This is a genomic window from Polaromonas sp. P1_H6, assembly GCF_056405195.1.
Genome location: NZ_JBFUCN010000020.1, coordinates 1 through 24,546 on the forward strand (window position 1 = coordinate 1; position 24,546 = coordinate 24,546).

At 63.9% G+C, this 24,546-nt stretch carries 16 protein-coding genes; 4 read left to right on the forward strand and 12 right to left on the reverse strand.

Annotated features, from left to right (window positions below; all coding sequences use genetic code 11):
- Positions 1 to 533 precede the first annotated feature (533 nt).
- From AC1D1F_RS17535 to AC1D1F_RS17545, 3 genes are all read right to left on the reverse strand, one after another.
- Entirely contained in the window at positions 534 to 2,225 is a 1,692-nt protein-coding gene (locus AC1D1F_RS17535) for a ShlB/FhaC/HecB family hemolysin secretion/activation protein (RefSeq protein WP_477678071.1), read from the reverse strand.
- 27 nt (positions 2,226 to 2,252) lie between these two features.
- Entirely contained in the window at positions 2,253 to 9,446 is a 7,194-nt protein-coding gene (locus tag AC1D1F_RS17540; protein ID WP_477700791.1) for a YDG domain-containing protein, read from the reverse strand.
- 406 nt (positions 9,447 to 9,852) lie between these two features.
- Complete coding sequence (locus tag AC1D1F_RS17545; RefSeq protein ID WP_477678993.1) at positions 9,853 to 10,779, reverse strand: NAD-dependent epimerase/dehydratase family protein; 927 nt, start codon at positions 10,777 to 10,779, stop codon at positions 9,853 to 9,855.
- A gap of 61 nt (positions 10,780 to 10,840) precedes the next feature.
- On the opposite strand from AC1D1F_RS17545, the gene AC1D1F_RS17550 reads away from it, so the two are divergent.
- Both AC1D1F_RS17550 and AC1D1F_RS17555 read left to right on the forward strand, forming a co-directional pair.
- Positions 10,841 to 11,893, forward strand: a complete 1,053-nt coding sequence (locus tag AC1D1F_RS17550; RefSeq protein ID WP_477700792.1) for a CDP-6-deoxy-delta-3,4-glucoseen reductase — start codon at positions 10,841 to 10,843, stop codon at positions 11,891 to 11,893.
- Between the two features lie 173 nt (positions 11,894 to 12,066).
- On the forward strand, positions 12,067 to 13,065 hold the full coding sequence (locus AC1D1F_RS17555) for a Bug family tripartite tricarboxylate transporter substrate binding protein (RefSeq protein ID WP_477677341.1): 999 nt from the start codon (positions 12,067 to 12,069) through the stop codon (positions 13,063 to 13,065).
- 197 nt (positions 13,066 to 13,262) lie between these two features.
- Here AC1D1F_RS17555 and AC1D1F_RS17560 read toward each other — a convergent pair whose 3' ends face one another.
- From AC1D1F_RS17560 to AC1D1F_RS17585, 6 genes are all read right to left on the reverse strand, one after another.
- On the reverse strand, positions 13,263 to 13,637 hold the full coding sequence (locus tag AC1D1F_RS17560) for a DUF2845 domain-containing protein (RefSeq protein ID WP_477677342.1): 375 nt from the start codon (positions 13,635 to 13,637) through the stop codon (positions 13,263 to 13,265).
- A gap of 173 nt (positions 13,638 to 13,810) precedes the next feature.
- Positions 13,811 to 14,530 carry an ABC transporter ATP-binding protein gene (locus AC1D1F_RS17565; protein ID WP_074578237.1) on the reverse strand — a complete coding sequence of 240 codons (720 nt, stop codon included), beginning with the start codon at positions 14,528 to 14,530 and terminating at the stop codon, positions 13,811 to 13,813.
- Positions 14,531 to 14,544: 14 nt separating this feature from the next.
- Positions 14,545 to 15,312, reverse strand: coding sequence for an ABC transporter ATP-binding protein (locus tag AC1D1F_RS17570; RefSeq protein ID WP_477652693.1), 768 nt, complete (start codon positions 15,310 to 15,312; stop codon positions 14,545 to 14,547).
- 11 nt (positions 15,313 to 15,323) lie between these two features.
- On the reverse strand, positions 15,324 to 16,442 hold the full coding sequence (locus AC1D1F_RS17575) for an ABC transporter permease subunit (RefSeq protein ID WP_477652692.1): 1,119 nt from the start codon (positions 16,440 to 16,442) through the stop codon (positions 15,324 to 15,326).
- Positions 16,443 to 16,475: 33 nt separating this feature from the next.
- On the reverse strand, positions 16,476 to 17,405 hold the full coding sequence (locus AC1D1F_RS17580) for a branched-chain amino acid ABC transporter permease (RefSeq protein ID WP_477652691.1): 930 nt from the start codon (positions 17,403 to 17,405) through the stop codon (positions 16,476 to 16,478).
- A 265-nt stretch (positions 17,406 to 17,670) separates the two neighbouring features.
- Positions 17,671 to 18,972, reverse strand: coding sequence for a replication-associated recombination protein A (locus tag AC1D1F_RS17585; RefSeq protein ID WP_477677343.1), 1,302 nt, complete (start codon positions 18,970 to 18,972; stop codon positions 17,671 to 17,673).
- 132 nt (positions 18,973 to 19,104) lie between these two features.
- Here AC1D1F_RS17585 and AC1D1F_RS17590 point away from each other — a divergent pair, with 132 nt between their 5' ends.
- Positions 19,105 to 19,485 (forward strand): nuclear transport factor 2 family protein, encoded by a 381-nt coding sequence (locus AC1D1F_RS17590; RefSeq protein WP_477677344.1) that lies wholly within the window; start codon positions 19,105 to 19,107, stop codon positions 19,483 to 19,485.
- A 13-nt stretch (positions 19,486 to 19,498) separates the two neighbouring features.
- Here AC1D1F_RS17590 and lolA read toward each other — a convergent pair whose 3' ends face one another.
- The 3 genes from lolA to AC1D1F_RS17605 form a co-directional block, all read right to left on the reverse strand.
- Positions 19,499 to 20,143 (reverse strand): outer membrane lipoprotein periplasmic chaperone LolA, encoded by a 645-nt coding sequence (gene lolA / locus AC1D1F_RS17595; RefSeq protein ID WP_477677345.1) that lies wholly within the window; start codon positions 20,141 to 20,143, stop codon positions 19,499 to 19,501.
- Between the two features lie 5 nt (positions 20,144 to 20,148).
- Positions 20,149 to 22,497: a DNA translocase FtsK gene (locus tag AC1D1F_RS17600; protein WP_477696497.1), complete on the reverse strand. Its 2,349-nt coding sequence runs from the start codon at positions 22,495 to 22,497 to the stop codon at positions 20,149 to 20,151.
- 89 nt (positions 22,498 to 22,586) lie between these two features.
- On the reverse strand, positions 22,587 to 23,264 hold the full coding sequence (locus AC1D1F_RS17605) for a Crp/Fnr family transcriptional regulator (protein ID WP_477652686.1): 678 nt from the start codon (positions 23,262 to 23,264) through the stop codon (positions 22,587 to 22,589).
- A gap of 174 nt (positions 23,265 to 23,438) precedes the next feature.
- Here AC1D1F_RS17605 and trxB point away from each other — a divergent pair, with 174 nt between their 5' ends.
- Entirely contained in the window at positions 23,439 to 24,383 is a 945-nt protein-coding gene (trxB, locus tag AC1D1F_RS17610; protein WP_477696498.1) for a thioredoxin-disulfide reductase, read from the forward strand.
- The last annotated feature ends 163 nt before the right edge of the window (positions 24,384 to 24,546 follow it).

The window sequence follows — 24,546 nt, forward strand, 5'->3', positions numbered from 1 at the left end:
GCTCGACTACGGCGGGGTCTCGCGCAAACTCGCCTTCGGCTCAGACAAGCGCGATCCCTGATCCGCCTACGTCTGCGCTCCTCGGCCCAGCCAGGACGGGGCAATCGGGAACGGGAGCGGGAACAGAAGATAAAAATACAAAGAAGACAAATACAAACAAGGACTCGCCAAGGCGAGTCCTTGTGGTTTTCAGTATTTGGATTTGTATTCCTTCCCCACCCCTTGTGGATGCGCCGAGGAGCGGAGGTTCAGGCGGATCAGGGATCGCGTTGTTTGAGCCGAAGGCGAGTTTAGCGAGACCCCGCCTGAACCGAGCACCGCAGGTTGCCCGTAGCGCAGCGGAGGGACGCAGCAACCAGGGTCGCCTTTTCTTTTGCTTACTTTTCTTTTGGCGAAGCAAAAGAAAAGTGAGTAGCCGCCGGGCTACCCCCGGCCAACCGCCCTCAGCAGAGAGAACAAAAGCACAAAGGCCGGAGCAAACCCAGCCAGCAAGCCTAAGCAAAAAGCAGCAACGCTCATAAGGACAAAGAACATCAGAACCTGTAAGCTACTTCCGTCCACATCCGCATCGCATCCGGCGCCTTGACCAGCTCAGGTGCAGGCCCAAGCGGCGAGGCGAGGTAGGCCCGAGCCCGCCACTGGTTGAACCCGGTCCAGTCAAGCCCGACCCCGGCGCCGCTGAAGCTCGCGGTGTTGACACCGGCCGTCCAGGGCCGCTGGTTGACCTTCAGGTAAGCGCCGTCCCAGAACGCCAGCGCCTGGAGTTTTCCGCCGCCGACCTGCCCCAGGTCGTAGCGCACTTCAATGCTTGCGCGGTAACCGGCATCGCCCGACAGCGCGCTCACGTCGTAGGCGCGCACGGAATAAGGCCCACCCACAGACATTTTTTGCGACGAGTCGAGGTTGGTGTTCGCCCATTGGCCCGCCCATGACAAATACACCGTGCCCTTGTCTCCCCAGCGCTGCAGCCGGGAGAAGTTCAGGTTGGTCTTTGAAAACCAGCCCTCCGTCCTTGCGCCGGCCGCGTCCGCCTGCTGGGCCTCCGCGACATCAAAGCCCACCCGGCCACGGCTCCATACCAGGCTCCAGGTGTTGATGCCGCCGGACATCAGGGTGTCGCGCCAGTCCCCGCTCAGGCTTGAAACCCAGCTGCCGAGGTGCCGGTCGGTCTTCATTCCTGCCATATCGATGCGCTCACGCAACTGCAGGTTGTCGTACTGGACCTGGCCGTAAACGTTGATGGTCTGGCTTCGCAGCAGCGGATGCCTGCCCCACACGCTTTCGGTTTCGGCGGAACCATGCGCGCCGAGCTCCTGCAAGGATCCGCCGATTTTGTAGTTCAGCATGGAATAGGCGGCGCCGCCGCGCGTGCCCTGCCCGTTCAACAAGGACTCGTAACTCACGCGCCCGTAGTTGACCCCGGAGCCAGAACTCAGGCCGCCCACGCCCAGGACATCGCCACGCCGCAAGGGATTGTTGAAGTACACCGTGCCACCGAGCCGGCCCCTGCCTGTGTAGCTGTTGCCGTAGTCGTCCAGAACCAGGCTTCCGGAGACTGCCTGGCCGGGCGCGACCTGGATACTCAGGTCCGAGCTTCCCATGCCGTCGCCGGGCCTCAGGGTTGCCTGCACCACCACGCCGGGTATGTCCGACATCAGCAGCAGGGACCTGTCGAGCAAGGCCTGCTCGACAGGCTGCCCGCCTTGCAGCGGCGCCGCCGTCGCCTGCAGCAGCAGGTCGTTCACGCGGGTCTGGTTGTCAATGCCGACCTTGCCGTAGCGCGCCTCTATCACCAGAAAACGCACAATGCCCGACTGGATCACCTGCGCGGGCACCACGGCGCGCGCAAAGGTGTGGCCGCGGCCGCGGTAGTACCTGCTGATGCGCGTCGCCATTTCATCGAGCTGGTCCAGCGTCAGGGTTTTGCCTTCCGCATCGGCCACCAGCCCATGCAGGGTGTCCGTCTCGACCACGGTGTTGCCGAGGATCTGGATCGATTTGACGTCCACCGAAACCGGGGGACGTACGGGCGGCGCCGGAGCATTTTCCTGGTTGTTGAGGGACGGCCCTTCCCCACGGGGCGGCGGGGCGAAGGGCTGGGACGGCTGGACCTGCTGGAGGATGCTGCCGATATCGACCGGCGGGGGATCGGCCGCCCGGGCCGCCAACAAGGGCGCGGCGGCCAGTAGCAGCACCACGTGCTTTCGGGATAAGAGGCATTTCATGAGAAAACTTCCGTGGAGCGACCGGTTTTATTTTTTGGCGGAGAGCACACCGCTTCGCAGCTGCACGCCGCCGTCAACGATGTGCAGGCGCGGGTCTTTTCTTCCCGTGGCAAGGGGCGTGTCGTCCGCCACCACCTCGGCGGGCCGGCTGGAGAGCTCCAGCGCCTCACCGCCCGACGATGCGTCGGTGCTTGCGCTGTGGGTCACGCGCAGGGTTGACGATGCCTGGGTCGAGCTGGCGTTGGGATTGGATTTGGCGTTGGAGTTGGCGTTGGCGTTGGAGCTGGATGTAGAGCGCTCCGTATCCAGGGCCTGTTGCATGGCCGAACGTATGCCGTCACCATCCACCCCCAATCCCCGCCCGGACGTCGCCGGCGCCGGCCCGGGCGCGGGCACAGGTGCCGCGGGCAAGGGTGTGATGGCAGCCGTCAGCCCGGTGGGCTGCACCACCGTGTAATTGCCGGCGTCGATACCACCCAGGGTAAAGCCGGTCACGGTCACGGCTTTGCCATTGCCTACGTTCGGGTTGCCAAAAGCACCGCGGCCGACACCGCCGACGCTGACCACGTCGCCGGCCAGGGCCGTGACGGCGGCGGTTCCGCCCAGGGTGGCCGCGGTTGTGCCGTCGAACACCTTGTTCTGGGCATTCACACCGGTGACGGCCAGGCTGGCCTGGGTGATGTTCGCGGTGACGCCGCCGGGTTGCGCGATGACGTAGTTGCCTGCGTCAGCGCCGCCCAGCGTATAGCCGGTGACGGTCACCGCCTTGCCATTTCCTGCGTTCTTGTCGGCGAAGCTGCCGCTGCCCGTGCCACCCACAGTCACGACATCACCGCTCAGGGCCGTGACACCGGCCGCACCATTGAGCGTCGCCGTGGTGGTGGTGTCATACACCTTGTTGTTTGCACCTACACCTGTGACCGCCAGGCTGGCCGGTGTGATGTTGGCCGTCACCGCCGTGGGCTGAACCACGGTGTAGTTACCGGCATCGGCGCCGCCCAGTGTGTAGCCGGTGACAGTGACGGCCTTGCTGTTGCCTACGTTCTTGTCGGCGAAGGTGCCGCTGCCACCGCCAACCGTCACGGTATCGCCAGTCAGGGCCGTGACGGCCGCCGTTCCGCTGAGGGTGGCGGTGGTGGTGGTGTCGTAGACCTTGTTGTTTGCGTTCACACCGCTGACAGTCAAGCTGGCGGGTGTGATGTTCGCTGTCACCGCCGTGGGTTGAACCACGGTGTAGTTGCCGGCGTCGGCACCGCCCAGCGTGTAGCCGGTGACGGTGACAACCTTGCCGTTGCCCACATTCTTGTTGGCGAAATTGCCGCTGCCGGTGCCACCCACCGTCACGACATCACCGCCCAGAGCCGCGACGCCGGCCGTGCCATTGAGCGTCGCCGTGGTGGTGGTGTCATAGACCTTGTTGTTGGCACCCACACCTGTGACAGCCAGGCTGGCCGGCGTGATGTTCGCCGTGACACCCGTGGGCTGCACCACGGTGTAGTTGCCGGCATCGGCGCCGCCCAGCGTATAGCCGGTGACGGTGACGGCCTTGCCGTTGCCCACGTTCTTGTTGGCGAAGCTGCCACTGCCGGTTCCGCCCACGGTCACGGTATCGCCACCCAAAGCCGTCACCGCCGCTGTTCCGCTGAGCGTGGCCGTAGCGGTGGTGTCGTAGACCTTGTTGTTTGCACCTACACCTGTGACCGCCAGGCTGGCCGGTGTGATGTTGGCCGTCACCGCCGTGGGCTGAACCACGGTGTAGTTACCGGCATCGGCGCCGCCCAGTGTGTAGCCGGTGACGGTCACCGCCTTGCCGTTGCCTACGTTCTTGTTGGCGAAGCTGCCGCTGCCGGTGCCGCCCACCGTTACCGTGTCGCCACCCAGCGCCGCCACCGCTGCTGTTCCGCTGAGCGTGGCCACGGTCGTGGTGTCGTACACCTTGTTGTTGGCATTCACGCCTGTGACCGTGAGGCTGGCTTGCGTGATGTTTGCCGTGACGCCGATGGGCTGCACCACGGTGTAGTTGCCGGCATCGGCACCACCCAGTGTGTAGCCCGTGACCGTCACAGCTTTGCCGTTGCCCACATTCTTGTCGGCGAAGGTGCCGCTGCCACCGCCAACCGTCACCACGTCGCCGCTCAGGGCCGTGACGCTTGCTGTGCCATTCAGCGTGGCGTTGGTGGTGGTGTCGTAGACCTTGTTGTTCGCGCCTACGCCAGTGACGGCCAGGCTGGCTGGCGTGATGTTGGCGGTCACCGCCGTGGGCTGTACCACGGTGTAGTTGCCGGCATCGGCGCCGCCCAAGGTGTAGCCGGTGACGGTGACGGTCTTGCCGTTGCCCACGTTCTTGTTGGCGAAGCTGCCGCTGCCGGTTCCGCCCACGGTCACGGTATCGCCACCCAAAGCCGTCACCGCCGCTGTTCCACTGAGCGTGGCCGTAGCGGTGGTGTCGTAGACCTTGTTGTTGGCGCCCACACCCGTGACGGCAAGGCTGGCTGGCGTGATGTTGGCGGTCAATCCCGTGGGTTGCACAACGGTGTAATTGCCGGCATCGGTACCGCCTAATGTGTAGCCAGTGACAGTGACGGCCTTGCCGTTGCCCACGTTCTTGTCGGCGAAAGTGCCGCTGCCACCGCCGACTGTCACCACGTCGCCGCTCAGGGCGGCAACACCGGCTGTCCCATTGAGCGTGGCGCTGGTGGTGGTGTCGTAGACCTTGTTGTTGGCGTTCACGCCCGTCACCGTGAGGCTGGCCGGTGTGATGTTTGCAGTCACCGCCGTGGGTTGAACCACGGTGTAGTTACCGGCGTCGGCGCCCCCAAGTGTGTAGCCCGTGACGGTCACGGCCTTGCCATTGCCCACGTTCTTGTTGTTGAAATTGCCGCTGCCGGTGCCGCCCACCGTCACGGTATCGCCACTCAGGGCCGCGACGGCCGCTGTTCCGTTCAGCGTCGCGATGGCCGTTGCGTCGTAGACCTTGTTGTTGGCTCCCACACCCGTCACCGCCAGGCTGGCCGGTGTGATGTTGGCGGTCACTGCCGTGGGCTGCACCACGGTGTAGTTGCCGGCATCGGCGCCGCCAAGGGTGTAGCCGGTGACAGTGACGGCCTTGCCGTTGCCCACGTTCTTGTTGGCGAAGGTGCCGCTGCCGGTGCCGCCCACCGTCACAACATCACCGCTCAGGGCAGTAACACCTGCAGTGCCATTGAGCGTCGCCGCGGTGGTGGTGTCGTAGACCTTGTTGTTCGCGCCTACGCCGGTCACCGCCAGGCTGGCCGGCGTGATGTTGGCCGTGACAGCGGTGGGCTGCACTACGGTGTAGTTGCCGGCGTCGACACCGCCCAGCGTGTAGCCGGTGACAGTGACGGTTTTTCCGTTGCCTACATTTTTGTTGGCGAAGCTGCCGCTGCCGGTGCCACCCACCGTCACGGTATCGCCAGCCAAGGCCGTGACGGCCGCCGTTCCGCTAAGGGTGGCGGTGGTGGTGGTGTCGTAGACCTTGTTGTTTGCGTTCACGCCGCTGACAGTCAAGCTGGCGGGTGTGATGTTCGCGGTCACTGCAGTGGGTTGAACCACGGTGTAGTTGCCAGCATCGGCGCCGCCAAGGGTGTAGCCGGTGACAGTCACGGCTTTACCCGTGCCAACGTTTTTGTTGTTGAAATTGCCGCTGCCGGTTCCGCCAACCGTCACCGCATCGCCTGCCAAAGCTGTCACGCTGGCCGTGCCAGTGAGCGTGGCAGTAGTGGTGGTGTCATAGACCTTGTTGTTGGCTCCCACACCCGTGACGGCCAGGCTGGCCGGCGTGATGTTGGCGGTCACTGCCGTGGGCTGCACCACGGTGTAGTTGCCGGCGTCGGCACCACCCAGTGTGTAGCCGGTGACGGTCACGGCTTTGCCGTTGCCCACGTTCTTGTTGGCGAAGGTGCCGCTGCCCGTGCCACCCACGGTCACAGCATCGCCACCCAAAGCCGTCACCGCCGCTGTTCCGCTCAGCGTCGCCGTGGCGGTCGTGTCGTAGACCTTGTTGTTCGCGCCTACGCCGGTCACAGCCAGGCTGGCCGGCGTGATGTTGGCCGTGAAACCTGTGGGTTGCACCACGGTGTAGTTGCCGGCATCGGCGCCACCCAGCGTGTAGCCGGTCACGGTAACCACCTTGCCGTTGCCCACGTTCTTGTCGGCAAACCGGCCGATGCCCGTGCCGGCCACGTTCACCGTATCACCGACGAAAGCTGCAACGCTGGCCGTGCCGTTGATGGTGGCGGCGTCGTTGGCGTTGTACACCTTGTTCTGGATCGTCACACCGCCAACGGCAAGGCTTGCCGGCGTGACGTTCGCGGTCAGGCCCGTGGGCTGCACGATGACATAGTTGCCGGCGTCGGCGCCGCCCAGCGTGTAGCCGGTGACGGTGACGGCCTTGCCGTTGCCCACGTTTTTGTCGGCAAAGGCGCCGCTGCCGGCGCCGGCCACACTCACCGTGTCGCCGGCGATGGCCGTGACGCTAGCCGTCCCGTTCAAGGTGGTACCCAGGCCCGCGTCATACACCTTGTTGTTTGCGCCTACACCGGTGACCGTCAGGCTGGCGGGATTCACCGTCAGCACGCCATTGACAATGTTGATGTCATAGCCTTGCTGGTTCGAATACAGGCCGGAACCCGTCACCGTGTAGCTGCCGGCATTGACCGCTCCCTGGGCGGTTCCGCCGAAACTGATGCTCCCCGACAAGCTGCCGCAGGCCACGTTGGAGCAACTGATGCCGGTTCCGCCATTCCAGGACAGCTTGTCGTAGGTCTTGCTGGCATTGCCAACGGTGACCGTGGTGGCCTTCATCAGTGATTTGAGCAGGGGGCGGCTGTTGCCCTCATAAATGCGCCAGACGTTGCTGAGGTCCCAATTCGGGTTGACGTTGCCGTTGGCGGCTGTGGCTGAGTTGAAGTTGGCTTGCTGCTGCATCTGGGCCGTGGTCATGCCCGTGCCGCCGCCCGAACTGGTGGCCTGGCCGGTCGTGGTGCTATCCCAAAAGCTGCCGCTGATCGTTCCTGTCGTCCGGCTTCCCACCAACCCGCCAACACTGCCGGCCGTACCGGTCACCTGCCCGGCAGCATAACTGTTGCTGAGGACACCACCGTTATTGCTCATGTCCCCCACCAAGCCACCCGTCTTGGTGGTGCCGGTGACGGTGCCAGTGACGTAACTGTTGCTGATGCTTCCGCCGCTGCCGCTCCACAAGCCAACCAGCCCGCCGCTGGTGTCGCCTGAATTGTTTACGGTGGCGCTTGAATAGCTGCTGCTGATGGCGCCGGTATGGAGCATGTAGCCCACCAGGCCGCCGGCATTGTTTGAGCTGGTCACGGTGCCGGCGGAATAACTGCTAGTGATGTCGCCCTGGTTGTAGCCGGCCAGGCCGCCGGTAAACACCGAGCCGGTCACAGCGCCTGTCGCGTAACTGTGGTCGATTTTTGAGCTGCCGCTGGTTCCCCCCACCAGTCCGCCGGCATCGCCTCCTCCGGATACGGTGGTGCTGGCGTAGCTGTTGCTGATAATGCCGTCGTTCCATCCTGCCAGCGGGCCCGTGTCGCTGTCGGTGCTCTTGACTGAACCGCCTACCAGTCCCACATTGCGGATGACGCTGGTCGAGCCGGTGGAACCAAACAGGCCGGTGAACCGGGTCGTGCGATCTATCGTGAGGCCGGTAATGGTGTGGCCCAGGCCGTCAAAAGTGCCGTAAAAACAGTTGGGGGTGCAGCTGACATTTCCCGTTCCAATCGGTGCGAATCCCGCGCCGCTGTTCCAGGTGCTGGTGGGCGCGGCATTGATGTCGGCGCCCAGCACATAGCGCCCGCCGAGATTGCCGCTGATCCCCTGCAGGTCGGTGGTGGTGGTGCTGCCCGCGGCGCCCAGGTCGGTGATGACGGTATACGCGAGGGTGGCGCCGGTGCTGCCTCGTTTGGTACTGAAGTTGTTGCCCGCCGGCAGATTGACTTTCGCGCCGTTGTTGACGGTGTAAGTGTTGCCGGTACCGCTGGTCGTGCCCTGGCCGTATTCCAGCGCCAGCTTGCCCGTACCCGAAGCATTGAGGTTGGCATTGATGTTGATGTTGTTCTGCGCGTTAAGCGTCAGTTGGTTGGCGCTCCAGCTCACCACGTCGTTGACGTTGACATCGCCCGCCGTGCCCGTGTTCCCGCTGCTGCTCTGGATGACAACGTTGCCCGCGCCCAGGTTGGCACCCAGAGTCGCGCCGGTGATGTTCCCGCCCGAGGCGGCGATGGTGAAGTCCACCGGGTCGATCAGCCAGGTGCCGCTGTTGCCGGCGGAGGCCGCCGTGGAAATCCGGGCGCCGCCGGCAATGTTCACCTGCGCGCCCGAGGTCTCAACGAAGCCGCCGTTGCCGCCGTTGGGCGCCGAGGCGTCCAGCGTGCCCGCAACATTGGCGGTGCCGGCGGCCATGCCGCCCAGCAGGATGATGGTGCCGCTGCGGTTTTCCACGGTGCGCGCCTGGATCACCCCGCTGTTGTTGACCACGCTGGCCAGCAGGGAATCCCTGGCGCCGGCGCTCATGAGCGCCTGCCCGCCGTCGGCCAGGATCAACCCGCCGTTCTCGGCCAGGCTGTTGAGAACGCTCTGGTCCACTTCGATCTTGAGCAGCTGGTTGCCCTGAAATGTCAGGGTGGCGGCGCTGCCGGCCGCCAATGCCACAGTGCCCTTGGCGGCATTGATGCTTCCCTGGTTGCGCACGGTATTGCCGATCAGTGCGACATAGCCGCCCGTGGCGGCATTGATGCTGCCCTGGTTCACCACACTGCCTGTGCCCGCGCCGCTGAAGCTGCGCTTGCCGCCGCCGAGGTCCGCATCCTTGACATCCAGTGTCGACGCCACAAGCCCGCCCACGTTGACTTGCGCGCCGGCGCCGAACAGGATGCCGTTGGGGTTGATCAGGTAGACCTGCCCGTTGGCGTTGAGCTGGCCCAGGATCTGGCTGCCGTGGGTGTCCAGGATGCGGTTGACCGCGATCGCACTGGCCGAGGGTTGCACGAAGTTGACGCTTTCCTGCGCGCCGACGTTGAAGCTTTTCCAGTTCAGGGAAGCGTTTTGGCTGGACTGGGTGATGGTGGTGGCGGAGCCGTTCCGGGAGATGCTGGCGGTACCAGAGGTGACCTGGCCGTCCACCGGCCCGGCCTGCGCCGTTGCGGCGCCGAGCAGCAGAACGGCGGTGACGGGTTTGCGCAAGGTCCATCTGCCCGCCGCGCGACTGGCGTTCCGGCTCAATCCATCAGGGACCGGCGGAGCGGCGGGAAACACCCGCCAGCCAATATTTGTTACAAATTCCGCAGTCTTTGGTGCACTGCCCCTCGAATTTTTTTTGTGCATTTTTCACACTCCGCAAAAACCCTTTTTTCAGCCGATTGCTGGAGAGGGCCGTCAAAGTGATGGTATGCAGAATGGAATCACCGCAGATCAGTGCAAAAAAAGATCTTTTAACGGTTAATAGAAACGGCTCCAAGTGAAGCCTTCAAGTTTCAAATAGTTACTTCTTTTGTAACAACATTCACAAATATGAATGTTGTAAAAAACATACACCCAAGGAAGCAACTTGCCGGACCGATGGGTTTGCCGCGCGCCAATCCGGCGTTTTTCAGTGACCGCGCAGGCCGATTTCCACCGTCGGGTAGCGCAGGCGAAGCCGCAATTCCCGCTTCAGGCGGCTGTTGTCGAGCCGGCGCGATTCGCTCATGAAGCTCAACAGCACGGCAGGCAGTTCTTCATGGGCGCTGCCGCGTGCCAGGCGCGGCGGCCGCGGCAGACCATAGAGATCGGCGGCCAGGTCGAAGTAATCGCCCATCTTGAGCTGGGTGTCGTCGCTGGCGTTGCTCGCGCGCTGCGGCTTGCCGCGCCACAGCGCCGCCAGGCAGGCGCGGGCCAGGTCGTCGGCATGGATGTGGTTGGTGTAGACGTCGTCTTCCGCGCGCAGCACCGGCGTGCCCTTGAGCAGCCGGCCGCGCGGCGTGCCGCCTTCGCGGTCGGGCGCGTAAATGCCCGGGATGCGCAGCAGGTGCACGCGGGTGCCGGTGGCCCGGCCGAACAGCCGCACATGCGCCTCGGCATGCACACGGCGCGCGGCGCGCGGCGTGTGGGGGCTCAAGGGCCGGGTTTCGCGCACCCATTCACCGCCGCAGTCGCCGTAGACCCCACTGGTGGAGGCGTAGACCAGGGAGCGCGGCAGGCTGCGCAGCCGCAGGGCGCGCAGCAGGGCCAAGGTGCGCGGGTCTTTGCGCTCGTCGGGTTTGTCATTGGGGGGCGGCGCCAGGTGCAACACCCGGGTGGCCAGGCCGGCCAGCCGGCGCAGCGAGGCGCCGTCGTCCAGGTTGCCTTGCAGGGGCGTGATGCGGCGGGCCCGCAATTCAGGCGCGCGCGCGGGAGAAGACGTGAGCGCCATCAGCCTGGCGTTGCGCGGCAGTTGCCGGGCGGCGCGCAAGCCCACGTCGCCGCAGCCGACGACCAAAATCCGCTCCCGGCGGAAACGGAAAGGCAAAGCGCCTAGGGGATTCAGGTTTGAGGGCAAAATTGGGGGGTTGCCGGGAAAACCGGCCGAGTCGAGAACAGATACCGCAAGGATACCGAATATGAGCTTTAACGTGACCGTGCAGCCCAGCGGCCGGACTTTCATTGCCCAGGTGGACGAAGCCCTGCTGGCCGCCGCCATACGCCAGGGCATAGGCCTGCCCTACGGCTGCAAGGACGGCGCCTGCGGTTCCTGCAAGTCGAAAAAACTCGAGGGTACGGTGACCCACGGTGCGCACCAGGTCAAGGCCTTGTCGCCCGAAGAAGAAGCCGCCGGCTTCATCCTGACCTGCTGCGCCACGGCCCATTCCGACGTCGTCATCGAGTCGCGCCACGTGACTGATGAAAGCGCCTTCCCGGTCAAGAAGATGCCGGTGCGCATCAACAGCCTGGCCAAGGCCTCGCACGACGTGATGGTGGTGCGCCTGCAGCTGCCGGCCAGCGACGTGTTCAAGTACCACGCCGGCCAGTACGTGGAGTTCTTGCTGCGCGACGGCGACCGCCGCGCTTATTCCATGGGCAACGCGCCGCACACCCAGGCCGAAAACCCGGGCGTGGAACTGCACATACGCCACATGCCGGGCGGAAAATTCACCGAGCACGTGTTCGGCCCCATGAAGGAAAAGGAAATCCTGCGCATCGAGGGCCCCTTCGGCAGCTTCTACCTGCGCGAAGACAGCGACAAGCCCATGGTGCTGCTGGCCTCGGGCACCGGTTTTGCGCCCATCAAGGCGCTGATCGAACACCTGCAGTTCAAGGGCAGCACGCGCCCAGCGGTGCTCTACTGGGGCGGCCGCCGCCCGGCCGACCTGTACATGGACGAATGGGTCAAGGCCAGGGCCGCGGAAATGCCGAATCTGCGCTACATACCGGTGGTTTCGAATGCCCTGCCCGAAGACAACTGGACCGGCCGCACCGGCTTTGTCCACCAGGCGGTGCTGGAAGATTTCGCCGACCTGTCGGGCCACCAGGTGTATGCTTGCGGCGCGCCCATCGTGGTGGACTCGGCCCAGGCCGCGTACACTGCGGCCGGCCTGCCGGAAGACGAGTTTTATGCCGACTCTTTTGTGACCGAAAAAGAAAAAGCCCAGGCCACCGTGCCCGCGGAGACCTGACACCTGAAACTTTAAATCAGGCGGGCACACTCCCGACAAACAAGAAGAATAAAGAAGAAGAACAAGAAACGCCCTGGCTGATGCATCAGCCGGGGCTTTTTTATGTGCGAATTGATCGAGAGGGCAAGGACTGCGTGACAGCGAGGCGCAATAATTTTTTGCAACAATAGGGCATGAACATTCGTCCTCTCACCCTTCCCTCCCTGCTGGGCAAAAGCCTGGCGTTATTTTTCATGGCCGGCGCGGCCCTGTCGCCCGCCCCGGCGCTGGCCCAGGCCAAAATCATGCGCATCATCGTGCCGTATGCGGCCGGCGGCCCCATCGACGCGACGGCCCGCCTGATGGCCGAGCGCGTGAAAGACTCGCTGGGCACCGTGATCATTGAAAACAAGCCGGGCGGCGGCGGCAACATCGGCGTCGACGCGATCGCCAAGGCCCAGCCCGACGGGCTCACGGTCGGCATTTCGGCGGTGGCTACGCATGCCATCAACCCCTGGCTTTACAGCAAGATGCCGTACAACGCGGCCACCGATTTCGCGCCCATCACGCAGATGGTGCGTGTGCCTAATGTGCTGGTGATGAACGCCGACGCCGCGCGGCGCCTGAACATCAACACGCTTGCCGACCTGATCAAGTACGCCAAAGCCAACCCGGCCAAGCTCAACTACGCCAGCGGCGGCAACGGCAGCGCGGGCCACCTGGCCGGAGAGATGTTCAAGGCACGGGCCGGCATCTTCGCGCTGCACATTCCCTACAACGGCGGCAACCCCGCGCAGTTGGCGCTGCTCAGCGGCCAGGTGGACTACAACTTCGACAACCTCGCCACCGCCTCGGCCAATATCAAGGCCGGCAAGCTCAAGGCCCTGGCGGTCACGACGGCCCAGCGCAGCGCCATGCTGCCCGACGTGCCGGCGGTCGCCGAAACGCTCAAGGGTTTTGAGATCGACACCTGGTGGGGCCTGGTGGCACCCGCGGGCACGCCGAAAGACGTGGTGGCCAAGCTCAACCACGCCTTTGTCGCCGCGCTGAACTCTCCCGAAGCCAAGGCCCGCTTCGCCACGCTGATGGCCGAGCCCGTGGGCAGCACGCCCGAACAGTTCGGCGCCTTCATGAAGAGCGAACTCGCCAAGTATGAAAAAGTGGTGAAAGCCTCCGGCGCGAAGGTGGACTGATCCAGGGGCCTGGAGCGATCCAGCGCCCATAAAAAAGGCCGGCATCCATAAAAGGAGCCGGCCTTTTTTAATTACTCACCGCCGTGAGCCCCCGCCTTTTCAAGCAGGGGCCACGGAACCGGCTTTGCCGGGCCGTAGGCGCAGCGGCCCCCGAGGGGGGCAGCGAACCACACGCAGTGGGGAGCGTGGGGGCCACCTCAACGGGTCACGCGTTCACCATACCGGATGCTTGCAAGCGAACCGCCCTCAAACAACAGCATGGTCATGAACTGCCCATAGCCGGGGTTGTAAGTCCACTCTTCGACCTGCACACAGCTATTGACGGTAATGTTGGTGACGTTGGTGCTGTTGCCGGAGACGACGGGCGCGCCGGCCACCGTTTCCTGCACGGGCTTGCAGAAGCTGTCTTTCAGGACGGGCTCGCCGCATTTTTGCAGGATGGTGCCTTTGGAGTTGCCGATCTGCGCGAGGTCTCCCTTGCAGCGCAGCGACTGAGCGGAGGCGCCGGTGAACGCGGAAGAAGCCAGGAGGGCCAGGGTCACGGCGGCGGCGCGGACAAAGATTGGATTCATTTTTTGCATCCCAGGGTTCGGTAAAGATGCGCGTGCGGCGCACCCTTTGAACTTTATGCGCAAAGATTTGGCGCGGCAAGGAATTTATGGCCCCGGGCCGGCCCGCCGGTGTTACGGCTGCAATGCGCATCCCGCGGCGCCGTGCGGCGCGCGGGCTGGCGCAATGCAATGGCTTACTCGCCGAGGTAGGCGGCGCGCACGCGCGGGTCGCTGAGCAGCTGCTTGGCGTCGCCGTTCATGGTGACGTTGCCCGACTCCATGACGTAGCCGCGGTTGGCGATGCCAAGCGCGCGGCTGGCGTTCTGCTCGACCAGCAGCACCGTCACGCCACGCGAAGAGACGTCTTTCACGACCTCGAAGATCTTGTCGACCATGATGGGCGACAGGCCCATGGAGGGCTCGTCGAGCAGCAGCACCTTGGGACGGCTCATCAGCGCGCGGCCCATGGCCAGCATCTGCTGCTCACCGCCGGACATGGTGCCGGCCAGCTGGTCCTTGCGCTCGCGCAGGCGCGGGAACAGCACAAACATCTTCTCGATGTCTTCGGCAATGCCGGCCTTGTCGCTGCGGATGTAGGCGCCCATCTGCAGGTTTTCGGTGATGGTCATGCGGGTGAACACGCCGCGGCCTTCCGGCACCATGGCCAGGCCTTCCTTGACCAGGTCCCAGGCGCCGCGACCCTTGATGCTCTTGCCGAGGTATTCGATGTCGCCGTCCAGCATCGGCAGGGTGCCGGTGATGGCCTTCATGGTGGTGGTCTTGCCGGCGCCGTTGGAGCCGATCAGCGTGACCAGTTCGCCGTCGTGGACTTCGAAGTCGACGCCCTTGACCGCCTGGATGCCACCGTAAGCGACCTTCAGGCCGGTCACCTTGAGGAGTGTGTTTGCTGCCATGTTCTTGCTTTCCTTCAATGACCTGTGCCCAGATAGGCGGTGATCACTTTTTCGTCTTTTTGCACGTCGGCGGGCGCGCCTTCGGCGATCTGCTTGCCGTAGTCGAGCACGGTGACGCGGTCGCACAGGCCCATGACCAGCTTGACGTCATGCTCGATCAGCAGGATGGTGCGGTTGTCCTTGCGGATGCGGTCTATCAGTTCGCGCAGCTGCACTTTTTCGGTGGCGTTCATGCCGGCGGCCGGCTCGTCGAGCGCGATCAGCTGCGGGTCGGTGGCGAGCGCCCGGGCGATTTCCAGGCGGCGCTGGTCGCCGTAGCTCAGGGTGCGGGCCTTGAAGTCGGCGTACTTGCCGATGCCGACGTAGTCGAGCAGTTCCTGCGAGCGCTTGGCGATGGCGGCTTCCTCGTGCTTGAAGCCCGGCGAACGGAACACAGCGCCCAGCAGGCCGGACTTGGTGCGGATGTGGCGGCCGACCATCACGTTCTCGAGCGCGGTCATGTCGGCGAAGAGGCGGATGTTCTGGAAGGTGCGGGCGATGCCGGCCTTCGCGACTTCATGCACGGCGGTGGGCTTGTAGGCCTTGCCGGCGAGCTCGAAGCTGCCGCTGTCGGGCGTGTAAAGGCCGGTCAGCACGTTGAAGAAAGTGGTTTTACCGGCGCCGTTGGGGCCGATCAGGCCGTACACCTGGCCGCGCTCGATGTGGATGCCGACGTCGCTCAGGGCCTGCAGGCCGCCGAAGCGCTTGGAGACACCGGAGACTTTAAGAATGGTTTCGCTCATGTCCATTCTCCTTAAGGGTTGATTGACTGAATGGGGTCTTTGCCGACGACCTTGTTCAGCGACTTGCCGTGTTCCGCGGACGGCCACAGGCCGCGTGGACGCATCAGCATGATGGTGATCATGGCCAGCGCGATCAGCAGCTGGCGCAGGATGGCGGAATCAAGGCGGCCATCGGTCATGGCCTGCAGCGGGCCGGCGACGTGGCGCAGCACCTCGGGCAGCGCGGCCAGCAACAAGGCGCCCAGGATGACGCCGGGCAGGTGGCCGATGCCGCCCAGCACCACCATGGCGACGATCATGACGGACTCCATCAGGCTGAAGGATTCGGGCGAGACAAAACCCTGGAAGGCCGCGAACATCGAGCCGGACACGCCGCCGAAGGTGGCGCCCATGCCGAAAGCCAGCAGCTTCAGGTTGCGGGTGTTGATGCCCATAGCCTTGGCTGCGATTTCGTCTTCGCGGATGGCCATCCAGGCGCGGCCGATGCGGGAGTTTTCGAGGCGGTGGCAGATGACGACCGAGACGATCACCAGCACCAGGAACAGGTAGTAATACATGGACACCGAGTTGACCTCGAAGCCGAAGAACTCATGCGGCTTGCCCAGGTCGAAGCCGAAGAACTTCATCGAGTCGATCTGGTTGATGCCCTTGGGCCCGTTGGTCAGGTTGATGGGGCGATCCAGGTTGTTCAGGAACACCCGGATGATTTCACCGAAGCCCAGCGTCACGATGGCCAGGTAGTCGCCGCGCAGCTTGAGCGTCGGGGCGCCCAGCACCACGCCGAAAAAGCCGGCAAGCGCCGCCGCGGCCGGGATGATGGCCCAGATCGGCAAATGCAGCCCGTTCGGGAACTGCGCAGCGATCCAGGGGAAGGCATCGGCAAGATGCGGCGAGCCCAGCAGCGCGAACAGGTAGGCGCCGACGGCGAAGAAGGCGACATAGCCCAGGTCCAGCAGGCCGGCGTAGCCGACCACGATGTTCAGGCCCAGGGCCAGCAGCACATAGAGCAGCGCCATGTCGACGATGCGCACCCAGGCGTTGCCGCCCTGCTGCAACAAGAGGGGCAGCACCAGCAGCGCCGCCGCGACGACCAGGAAGGTCACCAGTTTTTTGGATTGTGTGGAATTCATCAATATTCTCCTTGTGTACCGGATGGACGGGCCTTACGCCCGGTCCGCCACACGCTCACCCAGCAAGCCCGAAGGCCGCAGCGTGAGGACAAAAATCAGCACGATAAAGGCGAAGATGTCGGAGTACTGGCTGCCCAGCACACCGCCCGTCAGCGGCCCGATGTAGCCCGCGCCTATCGATTCGATCAGGCCCAGCAGGATGCCGCCCAGCACCGCACCGCCCAGGTTGCCGATGCCACCGAACACGGCCGCCGTGAAGGCCTTGAGGCCGGGCAGGAAGCCCATGGTGTGCTGCACCGTGCCGTAGTTGGAGGCGTACATCACGCCGGCCAGCGCGGCCAGGACGGCGCCGATGATGAAGGTGGCCGAAATGACGGTGTCGGGCTTGACGCCCATCAGTGCCGCCACGCGCGGGTTCTCGGCGGTGGCCCGCATGGCGCGGCCCAGCTTGGTGTAGTGCACCAGCCACATCAGCACGGACAGGGAGACAGCGGTGGCGCCCAGGATGAAGAGCTGGGTCACCGTGATGACGGCGCCGCCGACCTGGAAAGGCTCGCTCGGCAGCAGGGTGGGATAAGGTTTGTAGTTGGGCTTCCAGATGATCATGGCCAGCGTCTGCAGCAGCAGCGACATGCCGATGGCGGTGATCAGCGGGGCCAGCTTGGGGGAGTTTCGCAGCGGCCGGTAGGCGATTTTTTCAATCGCGAAATTGAGGGCGCCGCAAACGACAAAGGCGATCAGCAGCGATATCAGCAGGATCAGCCAGCCCGGCGTGCCCGGCATGGCGCTCTGCATCAGGCCGATGATGGTCCAGCTGGTGAGCGCGCCCACCATCAGTACCTCGCCGTGCGCGAAATTGATCAGGTTGATGATGCCGTACACCATCGTGTAGCCCAGGGCGATCAGGGCATACATGCTGCCCAGGACCAGACCATTGATGATCTGCTGAAGCAATATTTCCATAACTCACTCTCCCGTCCGATTGATTGAAATTGCAAACTCCGCCTGGCGGCCACCCTACGCCGGGATCACCGGCGGCTGGCGCGAGTTAACAAAAAGCCCGCCCATCAAAGCCGGTTGGCTGGTGAAGATGGCGAGCTAATCCGCAAATTGTAGCCAAGCGTCTCTAGCGAGAATCGAGCCAGCGCTGCGGTTTACGCGGGGTTTACCCTTGAGAAAGGGGATTTTTTCGGCCGAAGCAGCCTTTATCAGCGGCTTTTGTTTTTTATTAGCCTTTCTTATTGTTCTTTATTTTCAGCTCATTCAACTTATCGGCGATGCGTATCTCCAGCCCCCGGTTGACGGGCCGGTAGAAGCCCGGGGCCTGCATGCCTTCGGGAAAGTAGTTTTCGCCGGCCGCGAAGCCGTCTTCCTCGTCGTGGGCGTAACGGTAATTTTTGCCGTAATCCAGCTGTTTCATGAGCTTTGTTGGTGCATTGCGCAAATGCAGGGGCACCGGCCGGGTGCCGTCCCTGGCGATAAAAGCCTTGGCTTCGTTGAAGGCCTTGTAGACCGCGTTGGACTTGGGCGCCACCGCCAGGTAGATCACGCACTGGGCCAGCGCCAGCTCCCCTTCAGGTGAGCCCAGGCGTTCATAGACTTCAGCGGCATCCAGCGCCATACGCAAGGCCCGGGGATCGGCCAAGCCTATATCCTCGCTGGCCATGCGCACAAGCCGGCGCGCCATGTAGCGCGGTTCGGCGCCGCCGTCGAGCATGCGCATGAACCAGTAAAGCGCGGCGTCGGGGTCTGAGCCGCGCACCGACTTGTGCAGGGCCGAGATGGTGTCGTAGAACTGCTCGCCGCCCTTGTCGTAACGGCGCAGGCGCTCGCCCAGCACCTTGAGCAGCCAGGCGTCGGTGACCTCGGTGACTTTTTCAGCCTTGGCCGCGACGCTGAGCGACTCGAGCGTGTTGAGCAGGCGCCGGGCATCTCCGTCGGCATAGGCCACCAAGCGGTCGGCAGCCTCCGCCGCGATGGTCTCGATGGCCGGCAGCGCTTTTTCGGCCAGGACCTTGGCCACGATCTGCTTCAGGTCGGCTTCGCCCAGCGGCTGCAGCACATAAACCACGGCGCGCGACAGCAGGGCCGAGTTGACCTCGAACGAGGGGTTTTCGGTGGTAGCGCCTATGAAGGTGAAAAGCCCGCTCTCGACATGCGGCAAAAACGCATCTTGCTGGCTTTTGTTGAAGCGGTGCACCTCGTCGACAAACACGATGGTGCGGCGACCGCTTTGCGCCTGCCAGATGCTGGCCTGTTCCACCGCCTCGCGGATGTCCTTGACACCCCCGAGCACAGCCGAGATGGTGATGAAGTGCGCGTCAAAACTGCTGGCCATGAGCCGCGCGATGGTGGTCTTGCCCACACCGGGCGGGCCCCAGAGGATGCAGCTGTGCGGCTGGCCGGACTCGAAGGCGATGCGCAGCGGCATGCCCTCGCCCAGCAGGTGCTGCTGGCCTATGACCTCACCCAGGTTCTGCGGGCGCAGGCGTTCGGCCAGGGGCTGGTGGGTGGAGGAAGCGGCTTTCACGGGAGGGCGGGAAACAGGGGAGACCAGAAAATCGGAAACTGCGATGCCAGAAGTCTAAGCCACCGAGCCGGGTCGGCGGCAGGGTTACGGCAAGTCGTGTAAAACACCATCATCCCCTTCCAAGGAAACGCCATGCCAAGCCCCGAAACACTGGAACGATTTATCGCGCGCGTTGAAGAAAACGCCCATGCCGAAGCCATTGAAGAGTTCTACACCGAGAATGCCTCCATGCAGGAAAACCAGTCCGCGCCACGCGTGGGCCGCGCCAACCTGGTCCTGGGCGAGCAGAAGGTGATGGAAAGGGCGAAGTCGCTGACCTCGACCTGCGTGCGCCCCGCCCTGCTCGACGGCGACCACGTGGTGATCCGCTGGATCTTCCGCTTCGAATGGCAGGACGGCAGCCGCACCGAGATGGAGGAACTTGCCTGGCAACGCTGGGAAGGCGAGCGCATCGCGGAGGAAACGTTTTTCTACGACCCCGCGCAGCGGCTTCCCAAACCTCCGCTGACCTGAAATCCGGAGCTGTTTACTGCCGGATCACGTCAGCGCCCTTGGGCGGCGTAAAGCGGAAGGTGTCGGGCGGCAGGTTGGGATTGACCTCGACCTTGCTGAAACTCAGCACCGAGCGCTGGCCGAAACTGTCGATGATCTCCAGTGCGGCGAGGCCCGAGGATTTTTCGCCGGGGCGAAAACCCACACGCACGGCCTGCAGCTGGCCCTCCTTGCTTTTGGGCGTGGCCACCACCCATTGCAGGCCGTCGGCATCGGGTGCGGCGGCCAGGTTGAAATCGGCCTGCAAGGCGCGCAAATCGGGGGCTGCGGCAATCAGGGCCGCGGGCGTTGAACCCAAGGCGCTGGACTGCTTGCGCGAGGTGACCTGGTTCAGGTCCACATCGTGCAGCCACAGGGTCTGGCCGTCGGCCACGATGCTTTGCTCGAACGGCTTTTTGTAGACAAAACGAAAGCGATTCGGCCGGGAAAACTCGAACGTGCCGGTGGAGGTCTTGCTGCGCGCGGCCTGGCCGTCCCTGGCCGGCGCGGTGACCACCTGGGTGAACTCGGCGCGGCCGCTGCTGACGGTCTTCACAAAAAGTTCCAGGCTGTCCAGGCCATTGGCCCAGGCGGGATGCGCGCAAAGCGCCACCAGCATCGTTGCAATAAATTTCTTCATGATCGTCACTCCGCCCTTGCGGGCACCAGGATGTCGCGCTGGCCGCTGCCGCTCATGGCGCTGACCAACCCGGCTTTTTCCATGTCTTCGACCAGCCGCGCGGCGCGGTTGTAGCCGATCTTGAGATGACGCTGCACCAGCGAGATGCTGGCCTTGCGGTTCTTGAGCACGACCTCGACAGCCTGGTCGTACATCGGGTCTTTTTCGCCGCCGCCGTTGCCGCCACTACCACCATCTCCCAGCAGGTCGCCGTCCTCGCCATCGACGGTGCCGCCTTCGAGCACGCCGTCGATGTAATTGGGCTCGCCCTGCTGCTTGAGATAGGCCACCACGCGGTGCACTTCGTCATCACTCACAAACGCACCATGCACCCGGATTGGAAAGCCTGTACCACTCGGCATGTAAAGCATGTCACCCATTCCCAACAAAGCCTCGGCGCCCATCTGGTCCAGGATGGTGCGGCTGTCGATCTTGCTGCTGACCTGGAAGGACAGCCGGGTCGGGATATTGGCCTTGATCAGGCCGGTGATGACGTCGACGCTGGGGCGCTGCGTGGCCAGCACCAGGTGGATGCCGGCGGCGCGGGCTTTTTGCGCCAGGCGGGCGATAAGTTCCTCGATCTTCTTGCCGACCACCATCATCAGGTCGGCCAGCTCATCGATCACCACCACGATGTAGGGCAGCCGCTCCAGCGGCTCGGGCTGCTCCGGTGTGAGGCTGAAGGGGTTGTAGATGAATTCGCCCTTGGCCTTGGCTTCGTCGATCTTGGTGTTGTAGCCGGCCAGGTTGCGCACGCCCAGCTTGCTCATGAGCTTGTAGCGCTTTTCCATTTCGGCCACACACCAGTTCAGGCCGTGGGCCGCCTGGCGCATGTCGGTGACCACCGGAGCCAGCAGGTGCGGAATGCCTTCGTAGACGCTCATCTCCAGCATCTTCGGGTCTATCAGCAGCAAGCGCACGTCGCGCGCATCGGCCTTGTAGAGCAGGCTCAGGATCATCGCGTTGATGCCGACCGACTTGCCGGAGCCGGTGGTGCCGGCCACCAGGCAGTGCGGCATTTTGGCGAGGTCGGCCACCACGGCGGCGCCGCTGATGTCCTTGCCCAGGCCGATGGTGAGCAGGGACTTGGCCTCGTTGTAGACCTGCGAGCCCAGGATTTCGCTGAGCTTGATGGACTGGCGCTTGGCGTTGGGCAGCTCCAGCGCCATGTAGTTCTTGCCGGGAATGGTCTCGATCACGCGGATCGACACCAGGCTCAGCGCGCGGGCCAGGTCCTTGGCCAGGTTGACGACCTGCGAGCCCTTGACGCCGGTGGCCGGCTCGATTTCATAGCGCGTGATGACGGGGCCTGGCGCGGCGGCGACCACACGCACCTCGACGCCGAAATCCTTGAGCTTTTTCTCGATCAGGCGCGAGGTCATCTCCAGCGTCTCGGGGGCGACGGTCTCCTGTCGGCTCAGTGCACCGTCGAGCAGGTCGACCTGCGGCAGCTTGGAGTCGGGCATTTCGCTGAAAAGCGGCTTTTGCCGCTCCTTGGCAACGCGCTCGCTCTTGGGAATGTCGACCAGCACGGGTTCGATCAGCACCGGCACCGGATGGTGTTCCTCGATTTCGATGCGCTCGTCGATCAGCGTTTCCTCGCGCTCGCGGGCCGCCAGCTTGCCGAAGGCCAGGTCTTCGGCGATCTCGCGCTTTTCGCGGCGCGAATCGATCAGGTTGTCTATCCAGGCGCCGACGCGCAGCGCCACATGGGCCCACGAAAAACCGAACACGGCCGACACGGCGATGACGCCCAGCGCGATGAAGACCAGGCCGGAGCCGGCGAATCCCAGCCAGTTCTCGCCCATCGAGCCGACCAGATAGCCCAGCACCCCGCCCGCATGGCCGGGCAGCTTCAATTCAAAACGGTAGAGGCGCGACCATTCCAGCGCCGTACAGGCCACCAGCAACAACGCCAGGCTGAGCCAGAAACGGATGCGGTGGGACTCCCCGTCCGCCACCGGTTCGCCGCGCAACCACCTCGCCAGTGATCGCAGCCAGGCCTGGCCGCCGGCGGCCAGCGCCCACCAGACCGAAAAACCGAGCAGGTAATAGCTGGCATCAGCCAGCCAGGCGCCCACACGCCCACCCCAGTTGACAAGGGTCGTGGCATGGCCGCCGGCCGCGGCTTGAGCCGTTCCGGAAGTCGACCAGGCCGCGTCCTGCGGCGAATAGCTGAGCAAGGCAGCCAGCCAGAAAACCAGGCCGAGCAGGCCCAGGATCAGGCTGACTTCATGGGCAAAGCGTTTGATGCCGCCGGGCGTGCCCGTGGCGGGGGAGTTTCTGGAGTTCAGGGTGTCAAGTGAGTAAGTCATGGCCCGGCTTGAAGCTTAACGCAGTTGGGCGAGCGCTCTGAAGGGCGCCAGGGGCGCCAAAGCGGATGGCGGGCGGCGGGCTGGGCGCGTTAACCCAGGGTGTGCAGGCGTTCCTTGACCAGCACGGAGCCATCTTCCCGGGTTTCGATGAAACCGCGCTCCTCCAGGTCTTTCATGACCCGGCTGACCATTTCACGCGAGGCGCCGACCATCTTGGCCAGATCCTGGCGCGAGACCTTGTCGCGGATCACGGTGTTGCCGGTGCCGTCGTCGCTGGCAAATTCCAGCAGGGCCCTGGCCACGCGGCCGTAGACGTCCATCAGGGCCAGCGATTCGATCTGGCGATCGGCGTGGCGCAGGCGCTGCACCAAGCCCTTGAGCACGGCATAGGCCATGGAACTGTTCTCGGGCAGGCAGCGCGCGAATTCGAGGCGGCCCAGGATCAGGGCGTCGGTCTGGATCTCGGCGCGCACCGTGGCCGAATGGGGTTCGTTGTCGATCAAGCTCATCTCGCCGACGTAATCGCCGGGGTGCATGGTCGCCAGGATGACCTCGCGGCCACGGGCGTCGGTAGTGACGACACGGGCGCGACCCGTCAGGATGATGGACAGGGCATTGGATTTTTTGCCCTGCTCGACGATGGGCTCGCCCCGCTTGAAGCGGCGCTTGACCACCGTATCGGCGACCGATGCGGCCTGGGCGGCCGTCAACACGGAGAAAAGGGGCACCCGGCGAATCAATTCCAGGTTGGACACCATCGTCGTCATATCTGATATCTCCCAACCTCACAAACAACGGGACGTCGCGTGAGTTCTTACAATGGCACGTAATTTATAAAACCAAATGCCGCAAAAGTATTACCCGACGGTTTTTACCTTGCGCTGCGCTTATGCGGCACGACTCTACCTGAGTTCTTACACTTTCCCAATCAGTTTTTCAACATGAAACATTCAAGAGTCTTAATCCTCGGTTCGGGACCTGCCGGCTATACCGCGGCCGTCTACGCGGCGCGCGCCAACCTCAACCCGGTGCTGATCACCGGCATCGCACAGGGCGGCCAGCTCATGACCACCACCGATGTCGACAACTGGCCGGCCGATGTGCACGGCGTGCAGGGGCCGGACCTGATGCAGCGCTTCCTCGAACACGCCGAGCGCTTCAAGACCGAGATTATTTTCGACCACATCAACAAGGTCGACTTCAGCAAGCGCCCCTTTACCCTGACCGGTGACAGCGGAACCTACACCTGCGACTCGCTGATCATCGCCACCGGCGCCTCCGCCAAATACCTGGGCCTGGAATCCGAAAGCGCCTTCATGGGCCGCGGCGTTTCCGGCTGCGCCACCTGCGACGGCTTCTTCTATCGGGGCGAGGAAGTCTGCGTGGTGGGTGGCGGCAACACGGCCGTGGAAGAGGCCCTGTATCTTTCCAACATCGCAAGCAAGGTCACGCTGGTGCACCGCCGCGACAAATTCAAGGCCGAGGCCATACTGATCGACAAGCTGCACGACAAGGTCGCGGCTGGCAAGATCGAGCTCAAGCTGCACCATACGCTGGACCAGGTGCTGGGCGACGCCTCGGGTGTGACCGGGGTGCGCCTCAAAAGCACCCAGAACGACGCGACGCAGGACCTGACCCTCAAGGGCTGCTTCATCGCGATTGGCCACCAGCCCAATACCGACATCTTTGCCGGCCAGCTGGAGATGAAAGACGGCTACATCATCACCAAAACCGGGCTGCAGGGCTTTGCCACCATGACCAGCGTGCCCGGCGTGTTCGCCGCCGGCGACGTGCAGGACCACGTCTACCGTCAGGCCATCACCAGCGCCGGAACCGGCTGCATGGCAGCGCTGGACGCCCAGCGTTTTCTGGAACAAGCAGAGTAAGCCAAAAATCCCTTATAATTCAAGGCTTTGCTAAATTCGCCCCAAAAAGGCCGGGTTTGGCAGTCTCGGGTTACCGCCACCCTATTCTGGCGAGGTGAGGCAGGAATGACGACAGGCAGCAAATGCCTCCGACACGACTGCTGTTGAAAAGTACTGGAGTGCA